The sequence below is a fragment of the Flavobacterium sp. KH_035 genome (assembly GCF_057839565.1).
Window position 1 is genome coordinate 4,650,790 of record NZ_CM174492.1, and the last position, 16,698, is coordinate 4,667,487.

General features: G+C 39.7%; 6 protein-coding genes. 5 read left to right on the forward strand and 1 reads right to left on the reverse strand.

The window, feature by feature from the left end; translation table 11 throughout:
- Positions 1-22: 22 nt before the first annotated feature.
- Complete coding sequence (locus AC3IS6_RS18965; protein WP_489161676.1) at positions 23-871, reverse strand: universal stress protein; 849 nt, start codon at positions 869-871, stop codon at positions 23-25.
- 1,141 nt (positions 872-2,012) lie between these two features.
- On the opposite strand from AC3IS6_RS18965, the gene AC3IS6_RS18970 reads away from it, so the two are divergent.
- Genes AC3IS6_RS18970 through AC3IS6_RS18990 form a run of 5 tightly spaced genes read left to right on the forward strand, consistent with a single transcriptional unit; the run spans position 2,013 to position 16,696 of the window.
- Complete coding sequence (locus AC3IS6_RS18970; RefSeq protein ID WP_489161677.1) at positions 2,013-8,978, forward strand: SDR family NAD(P)-dependent oxidoreductase; 6,966 nt, start codon at positions 2,013-2,015, stop codon at positions 8,976-8,978.
- A gap of 21 nt (positions 8,979-8,999) precedes the next feature.
- Positions 9,000-13,238 carry a type I polyketide synthase gene (locus AC3IS6_RS18975; protein WP_489161678.1) on the forward strand — a complete coding sequence of 1,413 codons (4,239 nt, stop codon included), beginning with the start codon at positions 9,000-9,002 and terminating at the stop codon, positions 13,236-13,238.
- Positions 13,226-13,525, forward strand: a complete 300-nt coding sequence (locus AC3IS6_RS18980; RefSeq protein ID WP_489161680.1) for an acyl carrier protein — start codon at positions 13,226-13,228, stop codon at positions 13,523-13,525. The genes AC3IS6_RS18975 and AC3IS6_RS18980 overlap by 13 nt, the downstream gene beginning before the upstream one ends.
- Positions 13,516-14,298 carry an alpha/beta fold hydrolase gene (locus AC3IS6_RS18985; protein ID WP_489161682.1) on the forward strand — a complete coding sequence of 261 codons (783 nt, stop codon included), beginning with the start codon at positions 13,516-13,518 and terminating at the stop codon, positions 14,296-14,298. The genes AC3IS6_RS18980 and AC3IS6_RS18985 overlap by 10 nt, the downstream gene beginning before the upstream one ends.
- Positions 14,291-16,696, forward strand: coding sequence for a glycosyltransferase (locus tag AC3IS6_RS18990; RefSeq protein ID WP_489161683.1), 2,406 nt, complete (start codon positions 14,291-14,293; stop codon positions 16,694-16,696). Before AC3IS6_RS18985 ends, AC3IS6_RS18990 begins: the two co-directional genes overlap by 8 nt.
- Positions 16,697-16,698: the final 2 nt, after the last annotated feature.

Consider the following 16,698-nt stretch of genomic DNA (forward strand, 5'->3'; position numbering starts at 1 on the left):
TTTTTCTTTCTCATATATGATCTTAGCTTATTTCTTTCTGATAATTTGGAAAAGACAATAACGGAATATCCAGACCTGCCGCCATAATTCTGGTTTTACTTTTATGAACCAAAGAATCCCAAAAGCCATATTTTTGAGGTACCATTACCAAAATATCGGCATCATAATTTTTAATTTCTTTCTCTATTTCATTAATTACGGCATTTGATTTTACACTTTTATACATGTATTTCACTTGCTCAAATTCTTTCTCTAATGTAGAAGTCAGCAATATTTTATCTTGTTCTTCTTTTAAATTATTCAGTTTTTCTTCTACGCTAAAGAACTCAATTTCTGCTCCTAATTTGCTAACAATCTGCCTTATCCAGGAAAATCTTTTTATTGATGATAAACTTAAAGTATCAGAAGCATAAAGTATTTTTTTAATATTATGGAAACGGGCATTTAACGGCACTGCCAAAACCGGAATATTCAAATTTTTTATGACAGCTGTAGTTGAATTTCCCATTAATTCCTGTTCAAAAGAACGCTCTGCCATTCCCATTACCACAAGACTTGCCGCTGTACTGCCAATAAGATAAGAAAGTTCATCTTCTAAAAAAGAATAAGTACATACAGAACTTGCTTCTATTTTGTATAAAACAGCTATTTCTGCGCTCCGTGTTTCAAGTCGGGAAGCTGCTTTTTCAATTTGTTTCTGCATGCCTTCAGCTGAAATAAGAGAATTGGCGCTGTGAAAACTTAATGAAAAAGAGTTAAACAGAATCAGCTTAGCCCCTGCTGTTTTTGCAATTCCAGCTGCATAAGTAACAGCATTATTCGATATATCAGAAAAATTTGTGGCAGCAATTATAGTAAGTGGTGAACTCATATACAGATCAATTAAACAATTATTAAGGTAAAATTGTTTAATTATGGCTTTCAACATATTTTTAAGTTACTGAAGAATCATATTTTTAACCTCAACCGTAATTTTTACATTCTGAAATATTGAAGCTAGAACATTTTATTGATTTTTTTTTTAGCTCTGTTCATTTCACTTAAAACTAATTTAATACGAGCTTACAAATATTTTTTTACATTACAAAAAATTGTGGTTTTACGATTAATCATATAATATAGGAGATAACTTCTTTACCACAAAAACTTTATGCATTCATTTAAACAAGTTATACCGAAAATTATCTAAAAAAAGTTCAAAAAATTAGCGTTCGAAGTTTCGTGGCAAAATCGAGGCACAGTAATTAAAAAAAATTAACAAATGCAGGATGGGTGTTTTTTAAAACCGCAAACTAACAAAACAAGCACCTAAAACACTCAAATTAAAACTTTACCACATTGAGATTAATCTTTTAATTTTTTCAATCAAAAGAGAGAGTTTTTATACTCCCTAATAATACTCTCAATTTCAAGGTGCTCCAAATACAATTTTCTTTGGTAAATTGAGCTGATTGTATCATACTTCTATGATATTTTTTAGTTTATCCACAATCATGTTACTATTGGCATCATAAGTAAATCGTCACCTGTTTTATTGTCATCTCAAATGCCTTCTATGTTATTTTCAGTGGGGCTGTCAATTACTTTGTCCGACTGATTCAAATTTTCATTCAAATAACCGTAAGTTTTCATTTAAAATACAGTAAATTTTTACAAAAATAAAAAGTTAAATTTAAATTTTAATTAGCTTTAATTAAAACGCACAACAATATTTTAGAAATCTTCCCTCTCTAGTTATCAAAAAATGAAGCAAATACATTAGATGACAGTACGAACGAAATAAGAAAAACTACAAAAATCATAAAAAAAGAAGTATTTTTTTACAAACAAGCTAATAATAATCCGATATTTAAAGATTTTGTAAAAAAATCATTATAAAATTAATTCTAATACTTAAAATTTAGAAGAAATTAACTACTTTTACTATACTATACCACATTAACGAATAATACCGTAAAGGTTTTTATTATAGTTTATACAATTTCCAAATCTCATTTCAATCTCATCGACGTATGAAAAATTTAACCATTTTAGGAGTAACGCCTTTTGAAAAGCCTGACGTCAACCTGATGTCTAAACTATTTCAGGCTGGAGCATTCCCTATATTAAGTTTGGGACATGATATAGTAATCGCTCAAGAAGCATTAAAACAACTTGACCAGATCAATATACCTTCCTATGGTATACATCTCACAAATGATAAACTAACATCTCTTCAACTGTCCGAACAGGTAAATTTTATTATCCTTCCATTTGGGATCTCAATAAACACCTATGCTAACTTATCACGGATTTATCAGGTAACTAGCCTTGAGCAAGCCAGAGAAGCCGAACAATTGGGAGCAATTGGAATTATTGTGAAAGGAAACGAAGCTGGAGGATTAATTGGTTATGAATCCACTTTTGTTTTATTTCAACGTGTCATAAAAGAAATCAACACTATACCTGTATGGGTACAAGGAGGAATAGGCCTTCATACGGCAGCTGCCACAAAAGCACTTGGAGCAAAAGGCATTGTATTAGATAGTCAATTGGCACTATATCCAGAAAGTAACATTCCCCAAGACCTCAAAAATCTATGTTCAAAATTAAATGGGACAGAAACCAAGATCATCGCGCACCATCGCGTATTGGTTAGACCCAATTCACCTGTTTTATCTGAAAATGCTTCCATCGAAGAGTTAGAAAAATATTTTAATGACCTTGATTCCAACAAGAGTTACATTCCTATGGGGCAAGACATTGCTTTAGCAACAGATCTCTATGAAAATTTCACAACGTTAAAAAAATTGATTTTTGGATTTAAAGAAGCCATGTATGGTCATCTGAAACAAGCAAAAGCATCTCAAATTATTGACCAGAACAATCCATTAGCAAAACAACTTGGCCTACGCTACCCTATCGCACAAGGACCAATGACCCGCGTAAGTGATGTTCCGGCATTTGCCAATGCTGTTGCAGAAACAGGAGCCTTACCTTTTATAGCTCTTTCTTTACTCAAGGGGGAACAAGCAAGAACCTTAGTCATCGAAACTCAAAAACTTGCCGGCGATAAAACTTGGGGCGTAGGTATATTAGGCTTTGCACCACAGGAATTGCGAGAAGAACAGACTGCCTATATTCTTGAAGCCAAACCTCCAGTAGTACTGATCGCAGGAGGTCGGCCTGCACAGGCTAAAGTATTTGAAAAAGCCGGTATAACAACATTTTTACATGTCCCTTCACCTGCGTTATTAGATATTTTCCTAAAAGAAGGTGCCAAAAATTTCATATTTGAAGGCAGAGAATGTGGTGGACATGTTGGCCCACTTTCCAGTACAGTGCTTTGGGAAAAACAAATCGAACGCATCCTAAAAGAAGATCATCCGGAAAATATAAGTGTCTTTTTTGCCGGCGGAATTCATAATGCTTTTTCAACAGCCTTTGTATCTATCATGGCCGCTCCTCTAGCTGCCCGAGGTGTAAAAGTCGGTGTGTTGATGGGAACAGCCTATTTGTATACACAGGAAGCTGTAAATACAGGTGCTATTCAGCTAGAGTTCCAGCAACAAGCAATGCAAGCCAGAGATACCGTCCTGCTGGAAACTGCACCAGGTCACGAAACACGTTGCTTAAATACTGCATTCGCCTTACATTTCGACAGTGAAAAGAAAAAATTGCTAGCCACTGGAATAGACAAAAAGCAGATTTGGGAACAACTTGAAAAACTGAATGTAGGACGCCTCCGAATCGCAGCAAAAGGCATTGACCGTCAAGGTGATGCACTCGTAACTGTACCTAAAAACCAACAACTTGATTTAGGCATGTATATGATCGGACAAGTAGCAACGATGCACAACCAAGTAATTACACTTGAATCACTCCACCATGACGTTGCTATCGAGAATCAAAAATATATTAAAGAAGTAGCGCTACCACAAAAACCTACATCAGCCGAAAAAGGATTGGATATCGCCATTATAGGCATGGAATGCGTGTTCCCGGGCGCTAAAAATTTAGCAGAATACTGGCGTAATATCATTCTTGGAAAAGACTGCGTCACCGAAGTACCGGATGAGCGATGGAATAAAGAGATTTACTATCAGCCTGATTCCAATGCTTCAGATGTATCACATTCAAAATGGGGCGGTTTTATCCCAAAAATAGATTTTGATCCCTTAGAATTTGGTATTCCGCCACAATCACTTGCGGCGATAGAGCCAACTCAACTTTTAACCTTACTCATTGCCAAACGTGCAATGGAAGATGCCGGTTATGGTGAAAAACAAATCAACAGAGAAAATATATCGGTTATCATCGGTGCTGAAGGCGGAAATGATCTTGCCAACAGTTACAGTTTCAGAGGCTATTATAAACAAGTTTTTGGAGAACTTCATGAAGAAGTAGAAAAAGCATTCCCGCACACCACCGAAGATTCGTTCCCTGGTATACTAGCCAATGTTATTGCCGGAAGAATCACAAACCGCCTGGATTTGGGTGGAAGAAATTTTACTGTAGACGCGGCCTGTGCCTCATCGATGGCGGCCATTGATCTGGCTTGCCAGGAGCTGATACTGGGCAAATCGGATATGGTACTTACCGGAGGAGTCGATTTACATAACGGAATCAACGATTATCTGATGTTTTCCAGCACACATGCCCTCTCTCGCAAAGGACGCTGCGCAACGTTTGACAGCACTGCTGATGGTATTGCTCTTGGCGAAGGGGTAGCCATTTTGGTCTTAAAACGATATGAAGATGCCCAACGGGACGGTGACCGCATTTATTCGGTTATTAAAGGTGTCGGAGGATCCAGCGACGGTAAAGCTCTTGGTCTTACAGCACCTCGAAAAATCGGTCAGGTACGCGCCTTAGAACGTGCCTATGATCAGGCAGGTATCAGTGCAGCAGCAGTTGGTTTGGTTGAAGCTCATGGCACTGGAACAGTAGTCGGAGATAAAACAGAACTTACTGCCCTCACCAATTTATTTAGCAAATCCGGAGCTTTACCAGCTCAGACTCATCTTGGATCTGTAAAAACTCAAATTGGGCACACCAAATGTGCTGCAGGTTTGGCTGGACTCATCAAAGCCGCTATGGCTGTATTCCATGGCGTAAAGCCCCCTACTCTTCATCTGCAACAACCCAACGCCTACTTTAATGCAGATACAAGTCCTTTTGCCTTTCATGCAAAAACAGGGTTATGGTCCGAAAAAGAGCGTTATGCCGGTATTAGTGCCTTTGGCTTTGGCGGTACCAATTTTCATATGGTAATCGAAAATCATCCACAAAAAGAAAAGGCCACCATTCTACAATCCTGGTCCTCCGAATTATTTGTCTTCCGTGGTGACAATTATAATGAAGCCAAAATTCAATTAGAACAGGTCAAAATTTTATTGGAAATCAATGATAGTCTATCCTTAAAAGACATTGCATACAGTTTAGTCGTCGGTTCCGAAAAACCAATTCAACTGAGCATTGTTGCCGATACAGCCGAAGATTTAATGATGAAAATCGAACTCTTGTTAACAGGCATTGAAAGTAAAGATATTTTTATCGTCAACAAACGAGAGGGGAAAACCGCATTTCTGTTTCCCGGTCAAGGCAGCCAACACATTCATATGGCGCGAGATCTATTCGTTTTATTTCCGGTCCTGCGTAAAATTATAGCACAATATCCTGATTTAGAAAAAGTTATTTTTCCTTCAGCCACATTTGATACGGTGACATTAAAAAAACAAAAAGAAACCATTAAGGATACACGTCTGGCACAACCACTTTTAGGTATTGTAGATCTTGCCTTAGCTCAATTGCTACAATCATTCGGCATCCTGCCTGATATGTTAGCAGGACATAGTTATGGTGAATTACCAGCCTTATGTTTTGCCGGTGTATTTAACGAACACCAGTTGGTTGAACTCAGCAGCAAACGTGCACAAGCCATTTTAGAAGCTGTTAAAGATGGTGATCCCGGAACTATGGTAGCCATAAACATCGATGCAGATCGCCTGAAAGCGATTCTTGAACAGCATCCAGACTGCTATCCTGTTAATTATAATTCACCAACTCAATGCGTTGTTGCCGGAAGCACTGCATCCATTGACAAATTTATGGAAGTACTTAAAAACGAACGTATCTCCTGCAAAAAATTAGAAGTTGCCTGTGCTTTTCACAGCCCCTTGGTAAGCCAATCCAAAGACTTGTATGCGAATGTTCTCAAAGAAATTCCTTTTCAGGAAATGCAGATTCCAGTCTGGTCCAACACCACAGCAAGCTTATACCCAAGCCCGGTATCTGATATCAAATTACAATTGACAGATCATTTGGTCCAACCCGTACATTTTGTTGACGAAATCCAGGCGATGTATGCCGATGGAGCGAGAATATTTATTGAAGTAGGTCCTGGAAAAGTATTAACCGGATTAACAAAAGCTTGCCTCAACCAAGATGTGATGGCACTACATGTCGAGGACAACAACCATAATAGCCTCACCCATCTCCTTTGTCTGTTTGCACAGTACCTTGGAACTGGCCGTACCTTTAATTTAAATAAACTTTTTGAAGATCGACACGCAAATTTAATCCAGATCGATCAACCCGACCTTTATAAAAAAAGCTCAACGATTTGGCGTGTAAATGGACAAGCCGCTCATCCAACAACAGGTACATTACCTGCTCATGGTGCCTTACCTATAGTAACCCCAATTCAAATGAAAAACTCTACTATTATCCAAACACCACAGGCACAACCTGCTACAGAACACGTACTACAGGAATATTTAAACAGCATGAAAATGCTCATTCAGGCGCAACGAGATGTTATGCTTTCCTTTTTAGGACAACAGGAACACATTACCCCAATACCTGTTTATGCTGCAACAGCAAAAAATACTACAGCTGATCAATTGGTACCAACACTAATTACCAACGATAAAACAATAGCTACAGTAACCCTGTCAACACCTACAACAGATATCAAATCCTTGCTATTAAACGTAGTATCCGAAAAAACGGGCTATCCACATGAAATGTTAGGTATGGAAATGGATCTGGAAGCTGACCTCAGCATAGATTCTATCAAAAGAGTTGAAATCATCGGAACGCTCCGCAATGAGCTTGGCATACTCAACAATGATCATGAAAATGAAGATACAGTGATGGAACAACTGGCTGCAATAAAGACTTTAAATGGACTCGTAACCTGGCTTACAGAATACACAGGCACTGTTGTTTCCCCTGTCACAACGGTTGAATTATCACCCGAATTACCTGTAATCGTCCCTAAAGCCATCCGTACACTTGCAGAATTGCAGACGGCCATTTTAGATATTGTCAGCGAAAAGACCGGCTATCCAAAAGAGATGTTAGGACTAGATCTGGATCTTGAAGCAGATTTAAGTATAGATTCCATCAAACGAATGGAAATTATCAGCGAACTAAAAATCAAAATCGGATTTGGTGATGACAAGGAGCAAGCTGACGATCTTATGGAAAACTTAGCTGCCATAAAAACACTAAATGGTTTAGCAAACTGGATAACTGAAATGAGTACAACCGAACCTGTACAAAGTTTACTAACACGCCTGCGATTTGATTTGATACCAACCGCTATTTCCGAAGCACAAAATACCGAAATACTTAAAGGAAAACGATTTGCAATAGCTCCGGACAATGGAACACAAACAGCGGCAATTAAAACAATACTTGAACAACATGGTGCAATTGCACAATTGGTTCATACTGATCAGGATCTGACGCTCTTTGATGGACTGATTATTTTCGATATAGGCTCCGCTGCTGTCAAACATAGTATCATCGACCACGTTGGTTTAATTAAAAAGATGGATCTTGAAAAAGCGCAGTGGATTTATTTGATCTCAGATATTCCAACACTTGTTGAAGAATTAAAAGACACCCGTGCACTACGTCATTATCAAGGTTATCCCGGCTTCTTCAAAAGCTTAGCCCGTGAGTTTGAACAAACGAACTGCAGGCTAATCAGTCTCCATACAGTACAGCAAATAGATCAAATAGCCGAAATTACATTACGTGAGATACTGACGACAGACCAATCAGCTGAAGTTATTTACAAGCACGATCAACGGCATAAAGTCGATATAATACCTTCACCAATGTTAACGGCTCTTGACCAGGCACACATTCACCTTGATCAAAAATCGGTTGTTTTAGTCCTCGGAGGAGGACAGGGTATCACTGCTGAACTGGTAAAACATATGTCGGCAGCTTATCCGTGTACCTATATCCTTGTCGGCAGATCAACAGATCCGAGAGAAGTCAGCACCGATTCAAAAGAATTAGAGTTGATGAAATCGCGAGAAGAAATCAGAAGTTACCTCATCAAGACCGGTAATTTTACCACGCCACCCCAAATTGAAAAAGAGACATCGCGAATTTTCAAAAACAATCAGATCGTGCGTACCATTCACGACATGGAACAATTGGGAAATAAAGTAGTCTATCAATCCTTAGATGTTTGTGATGAAGAAGGATTGACTCAGCTTCTCCATGATATTTATGAACAATACGGCCAATTAGATGGTGTCATTCATGGTGCTGGTCTTTTGGAAGACAAACTTTTCAAGCAGAAAACAACCAGCTCTTTTGAACGTGTCTTTGACACAAAAGTAAAACCCTTACGTGTACTGGTGGAACAATTACGTTCAGATTGCCAATTCGTAGTTCTGTTTTCAAGCATCGCCTCCGTTTATGGTAACAAAGGACAAACCGACTATGCAGCAGCAAATAGTGTTTTGGATGATTATGCCAATGTATTAAACAAAAGGCTAAAAGGAAAAGTAATCTCGATCAATTGGGGGCCATGGAAAGGTGCAGGAATGGTTTCCTCATCCTTGGAAAATGAATACGAACGCCGCGGAATTTCGCTGATCCCATTAGAAGAAGGAAAAGAGCTGTTTCTTAACGAAATCAAGTATGGAACAGAAAGTCAGGTATTAATCATGTCTGGTAAAAATTGGTAATAACCGTCGTATTCCTCTATTATGAAAAAAACAGATATTGCTATTGTAGGTTTATCCTGCCTGTTTCCCGGTGCAAAAAATGCAGAGGAATTCTGGCAGAATATCATCAATAAAGTCGACTCCACGCAAGTTGTTCCGGCAGATCGAATCGATCCTGTTCACTTTAACGACAGCAAAGAAGCTACGGATCGCTTTTATTGTAATCGTGGCGGGTTTATTCCTGATTATGAATTCGATCCTACAGCATTTGGTATTTTACCTCTTGCCGTTGAAGGCACTGAACCCGACCATCTATTAACACTCGAACTCGTTCAAAAAGCATTAGAAGACGCAGGTGTATTCCGAAAAAAAGTTTCATTGGAACGAACCGGAATTGTCATCGGAAAAGGGAATTATACAGGTCCCGGAGCTACACGCGCTATTGAAATTGTACGTACTGGCGAACAGATATTCTCTCTTTTGCAAGAACTATTGCCGGAGGTATCTTCTTCAGATATTGGAAAAATAAAACAGGCCTTTCAGGAACGTAAAGGGCGGTTTTCAGCAGATACCGCCATGGGGTTAATCCCCAACCTTGTTGCCTCATTAGTATCCAACCGATTCAATCTTGGAGGCGTCGCTTTCACCGTTGATGCGGCCTGTGCAAGCGCTCTTGTAGCCGTAGACCATGCCGTACAAGAGTTGCAGCGTGGCCGAAGCGATATCATGATTGCCGGAGGAGTTCATACCGGTCAAAATGCTGCATTTTGGAGCATATTCAGCCAATTGGGAGCATTATCACATCAACAGCAAATCAAGCCCTTTAGCGAAGATGCAGACGGATTGCTCATTGGAGAAGGCTGTGGTTTCGTTGTCCTAAAACGGTTGGAAGATGCGGTACGCGATCAGGATAAAATTTATGCCGTTATTAAAGGAGTTGGTATCAGCAGTGATGGCAATGGAACAAGCGTGATGAGCCCTTCTGTAAAAGGCCAGTTAAAAGCATTGGAACAGGCGTGGACACATGCCAATTTAGATAAAGAACAAATTGGTTATCTCGAAGCTCATGGCACCGGAACTCCGTTAGGAGATAAAACAGAACTGCAAACTCTGGCTCAATTTTTCGGCAAAAACGAAACAACTGCACGTGCCGGTATAGGATCTGTCAAATCCAATATAGGTCATGCCATGCCTGCTGCAGGAATAGCAGGTTTAATCAAAACTTGTCTAGCCTTACATCACGACATATTGCCACCTACCTTATATTGCGAAAACCCTACTGCCGCCCTGCAACTCACCAGATTTACACCAATACAGGAAGCTAAAAACTGGTCGCAAACCGGTTCACCAAAAATCGCAGCAGTAAATGCATTTGGCTTTGGAGGTATCAACGCCCACGTAGTTTTGGAGGGTTATGAGATCCCTAAAAAAGACGAAGTATTGTTGCTTGCAAGACCGACACGTGAAGCCTTGCTTTCTGCACTCCAGGATAACGATACTGCTGTTGGAGATGGCGATTATCGTATTGCCCTCTTTGATCCAACATCCGAACGTATTCAAAAAGCAATCAAAATTGTATCTAAAAATAATGCCTGGCGCAACAAACAAGATATATGGTACACCTCCACTCCCCTTTTACAGGATGGTAGCAAAGTTGCCTTTGTATTCCCGGGACTCGATGGTTTAGCAAAAGGCGAAGTTGCAACGGTCAGTAAATATTTTGGATTGACAGCTCCCATAGAAACAGCTGGTGAAGGACTGTTGAATGAAGCATTGGGTGTTTTTAACAATTGTGGTATACTCGACAGTGCTTTAAAAAAACTGGGAATCTATCCGGATATGAATGCCGGACATAGTTTGGGAGAATGGTTAGCGGGATATGCCTCAGACCTGGCCGAAGCAAGTTCTGTTAAGGATTTGATCGATGTACTTGATCCAAAAACATTTGAACTAAAAGACTCTAAATTCATTGCTATTGGAGCAGGTCTGGAAGATATAGCACCTTTGATTGAACAAATTCCGAACCTTTATGTTTCAAATGATAATTGTCCGCATCAGGTCATCCTGTGCGGTACCCTTTCTGCGCTCGAAGAATTGACGCCTTTATTAAAATCAAAACAGATCTTTCATCAAATTTTACCCTTTCAATCCGGATTTCATTCTCCTTTTGTTGCAGATAAACTGCAGGTAATTTTAGCAGGTATGGAAAAAGTTCAATTCCAAAAAACGAAAATCCCATTGTGGTCTGCCACTACACTTCTGCCTTATCCGGCAGATCAGCAGTCCATCCGTCAACTAAGCGCCGAACATCTTGTTCAGCCTGTAAGATTTCGGGAACTAACTGAAAAGCTTTATGACGAAGGAGTCCGTGTTTTTATCCAGATCGGTACAGGCGGATTAATTGGTTTTATTGATGACACGTTAAAAGGGAAAACCTTCAGCACACTTGCTTCAAGTGTAGCCACCCGAACAGCACTTGCCCAGTTGCAACGGGTAGTTGCCGCATTATTTGTAGAAGGCAAAGTTCTGGCACTCGATTTTTTAGACATCCAAAATCATAGAAAAGCAGTACCAAAAAAAGGTATAAAATTACAATTAGGATCACCGATTATCCGTGATTTTGAAGCTATAAAAAACTTGCGAAAATCTATCGATACCGTACGCCCTAAAGAGGTTTTTACCAAAACGGCAGCAAAAGTAAGTCACCCATTAGTTCAGGCATTTCAGGATAATATCGCCGATATGATCCGAATGCAGGAAGAAGTATTGGACGTCTTTCAAAATCATACACAAACGGCTGTTTCTGCACCTGTCTTAACCAAAAAACAACTGATTGACAGTCGTTTTTCAAAAACACTACAGATTAATTTGGTTACACATCCCTATCTGATTGATCACAGTCTTTTACGACAACCCAAAGGCTGGCCGGATGTTGCAGATATGGAACCCGTGATTCCGATGACCATGATCTTTGAATTACTGGCAGAGACAGCGCAAGTGGAACAACCGGAAACAAAAATTCACAAGATCATGCACGTCAGTGTATTTCAATGGATGAACGTTGCCACGCCTTTTGAAAAAACAATAAAAGGTCTTTGGCGCTCCAACAATCACGCCTATCTGGAAATCGAGAATTTTGCCAACGCCGAAGTATTTTTAGAAGCATCACATCGGCAACCACCTCCGTTTGACCTTTTGATAGGCAAACCATTACCAATTGAGCGGACTCCTTTAGAAATCTATGAGAAACATATGTTTCATGGGGAGGCCTATCAAGGTATTACAGCGATATCGGCTGTTGGCGAGAAAGGTATTATCGGAAAGATAAAAGGGAATGGCGGTAAAGGTTCCTTATTGGACAATGCAGGACAATTATTTGGATTATGGTTACAGCTCACCTTAACCAAAGACCGCATTGCTTTCCCGGTAAAAATCAAACAAATTGAATTTTTCGAAGACATGCACGATCAGGATGGCGAATTTGAATGTACCTGTGTACTGACGGAATTAAACGATGAATTTGCAATCGCTGACATTGTACTTGAAAGAAACGGAAAAGTATGGTGCGTGATAAAAGGATGGCAAAACCGAAGATTAGAAATTGACGAAGCTTTATGGAATGTTTCCATGTCGCCACTCCATAACCGTCTTTCAGAAGAAATCGCCCCACAGGTCTTTTTCTTTCATCAGGCCTATTCCAGAGTATCATCTTGGGATTTTATACTGAAACGCTATTTCAATCAAAGGGAAAAACAGTACTATCAGGAACTTCTGCCCAACCGCAGAAAGAACTGGATGGTAAGTCGTGTAGCGGTAAAAGACGCCGTACGCCATGTATTGAGTCAACAGAAAAATCAACCCAGTTACCCCATAACCTTTGAAATTTATTCTGATAAAGCAGGCAAACCTTATGTCAGAGGTAATGCCACAGAACAGATCGAGATTTCATTGGCCCATAAAGGAAAAGATGCAGTAGCCATTGCACGGCAGGATAAAGCTGTTGGCATCGATATGGAAATCATTGCCGAACGCAGCTCTGAATTTTATCAATTGGTCTTCACCGATACAGAATCGGCCTTATTAAAAGAACGCGATCAGGCGGAATGGACCACCCGGTTTTGGGTAGCCAAAGAAGCTTATAGTAAATTATTAGGAACAGGGCTAAAAGGAAATCCAAAAAAATATGAAGTAACACGCATACAAGGAGATCATCTGTGGATCGATCAAATAGAAATCAAAACAGTCAAACACCAAAACTATATCATCGGATGGACACTTTAAACACGACATTAAAAAGGAATCATGAGGAGTTATTTACCCTATTAAAGGGTTTTATTACGGAAATTATCGGTGAAGAATTTGTAGAAGAGATGGATATTACTCCACAAAGTTCTTTCACTAAAGATCTGGAAATGGACAGTATAGAGATTGTTTCCTTTTCAGAAAAAATGAAAGCACACTTTGGCGATCAAATTGATTTCACGGGTTGGCTCTCTGCTATGGATCTTGATGAACTAATTAATCTTGATCTGAATAAGATCATCAATTACATCTACGAATGCCAATAATTACTGTTAATAATAAAAAAGTTCACGTACAGGAACTAAATAAAGAGGCTGAAGATACCGTGGTACTGATCCATGGTATGTTTAGTAATCTTTCTATTTATTATTTTAACATTGCTCCCATTTTGGCGCAGCACTTTCATGTGGTCATGTATGATCTAAAAAGTCATGGCAGGAGCGAGCGCACATCAGAAGGATATGATTTAGAAAATATGTCATCCGATTTAATCGCAATGATGGATTACCTCCAAATCAAAAAAGCACAATTTGTTGGCTATAGTTTTGGGGGGCTTATTGCACTCAAAACTGTATTGATAGCCCCTAAACGTGTGGGGCAATTGGTTATTATTGAAGCGCCTGATCCGCAAGATGAAAAAGCGCGGGATATTATCGAATCTTATAGCAAGGAATTTCTCGAACATTACATCGCTAATTTTACCGATACCACAAAAGTGAAAATGGGAAAAAGACAGTTGGAAAAAAACCATCGGTTATACGAGTTTTTATTTAACGAGACCAGCATCAAAGCAGATATGGTTAATGAAAAGCATTTTCTACATCAGCTTTCTATTTCCGAATTAAACATACCCACCCTGCTACTATATGGATCTGCTTCCAATTGCAAACCGACAGGAGAATGGTTGCAGTCTCAAATCGGTACAGCCGAGTTAAAACTCATTGATGGAGATCACAATATTCCCATTCAGAATCCCATTCAGATAGCAGAAACTATTGTTCAATTTTTAACTAACCCTTTATTACAAAACCATGGCTAAATTTGTATTTGTTGTTCCCCCACTGACAGGTCATGTCAATCCTACATTGAGCATTGGTGCCGAACTCTTAGATAGAGGACATAAAGTAGCTTGGATCAGTCTTGATCAAAACTTAGAGTCTAAACTTCCTGTAGGCGGAGAACTATTGCTTATTCAATACGATCAGACAGACGAAGAAAAAAGAGAAAGCGAACAATACCTGGATATCATTTCAAAAAAGATCGTTTACGGCATTGACAGTATCAAGTTTTTATACGAAGAAGTTTTAATCCCTTTAAACAGACATTGTTATAAAGGAATCGTTAAATTGTTGGAAGCTTATGAGCCGGATTTAGTAATTGGTGATCATCAATTATTTGCTGCGGCAATTGCTGCAAAAAAAGTTAATCGCCTTTATGCTACCACTGTAACAGCCCCGGCAGCAATAAAGATTGTCAGTGAGCTTCCGAAAGTGCATGAATGGGAAGCCAAGCAGATCATGACGCTACAGGAAGAACTCGGAGTCAAAGAAAACCGATCTTTGGATTGTTCGGATCTTCTCACTTTGGTATTAACCTCCCCCTATTTCTTTGGAGAAATGGATCTCGCTTCAAACTTTAAATTTACAGGTCCGGTAATAACAGAACACCGTTTAGCCTGTGCCTTTGATTGGGAGCAACTGAAAAGTAATCCAAGGAAAAAAATCTTAGTCAGTATTGGCACCACATTCGACCACGAGCATAAAAAAGCATTTTTTCAAAAGGTAATCGATGCCTTTCAGGATGAGGATCTAACGGTAGTAGTGGTTTCAGATTCCAGTCTATTTGATAAGTGGCCTGACAATTTTATGGTCTATTCGCAAATCCCGCAATTGGATTTGTTGCCGCATTTAGATGCTGTAGTTTGCCATGGCGGGCACAATACGGTCTCAGAAGCCCTTTCCCATGGTCTGCCACTCGTTGTTATTCCAATTGCATACGATCAATCACATGTTGCAGGACGTGTAGTACGTACCGGTGCAGGTGAACGTCTCAATTTTAACCGATTTAAAGCGAATCACCTAAGAGACAGTGTTCATAATATCCTGAATCTGGCGCAATATCGTGAAGCCGCCCTCAAAGTTCGCCAATCTTTTATAGAAGCAGGCGGAACGAAGACCGCAGCAGACCTACTTGAACACGCCATAGCTCCTGCGCAGTCAGCAGTCGAATCTCCGACCAAATTTCTCATCGTTATTCCACCTTTTTTTGGGCATATCAGTCCGACATTAAGTTTGGGCGCCAGTTTACTTGCCCGTGGGCATGAAGTCAAATGGTTTGGTATTACACCACTGGCGGACGAACATATTCCGACAGGAGGAACCTATATCTATCCCGAGAAGGATCTTATCCCCTTTCAGGACGAACTTAAGCAACTATTAAAACGACAAGATGATGGCCCTTCTTGTTCCGGACCGGAAGTCATGAAATTAGCACTGGAAGAAACCTATGTTCCATTGGCTAAAATGATGATGCCGGGATTGGAAACACTACTCAGTCACTGGCAACCTAATGTTATCATCAATGATTGCATCACCTTTGGTGGCGCTTTATTTGCACACAAACATCGTATCCCTTCTGTGACAACAACCCCAGTACCACCGGATGTTATGGGTGACACCGAGAAAAGTGCTCCCAAAATATTTGAATGGCAGCAAAATCTCATTAAAGAGCTGCAAAAAGAAGTCGGTATCGCTGATGAGGGTATATTTATACATTCTCATCAATTAAATCTGATATTCACCTCACAAGCTTTTGCAGGTTTTGAAACCGTTCCTTCACACATGAAATTTGTAGGTCCGGTAAAAGGCCGTCCCAACAATAGTCCTTTTGACTGGGAACGATTAGCGGCCAGCACAACGCCTAAAATATTTGTGTCATTGGGTACTTTATTAGTGGACATCCGGAAAGCTTTTTTCGGTAAACTCATTGAAGCCTTTGCGGACCAACCCGTTACTATAATTGCAGCAACACCGCCCGAAATATTTGAAAAATGGCCCGATAATTTTATCGTAAATGGTTTTGTCCCACAATCAACTTTGATGCCCCATATGGATATGGTGATCTGCCACGGTGGCTTTAATACCGTGAACGACACCTTTACCAATGGTCTGCCCATGCTGATTACACCCATCGCTTACGATCACTTCCATACCGCAAAGCTGATTGAACAGGCTGGCTGTGGAATCAGTATCCGATACAAACGACTTCGAATAGAGGCGCTGAGGGAAACCGTCTTTGAACTCTTGGAAAACCCGAAATACAGAAATGCCGCCAAAGAAGTTCAGACCGCTTTCTTAACAGCAGGTGGTAATGATCAGGCGGTTGCATTATTGGAAGATTTTGTAAAACAAGAACGTTCGGTACTAGCTACACTATAAAA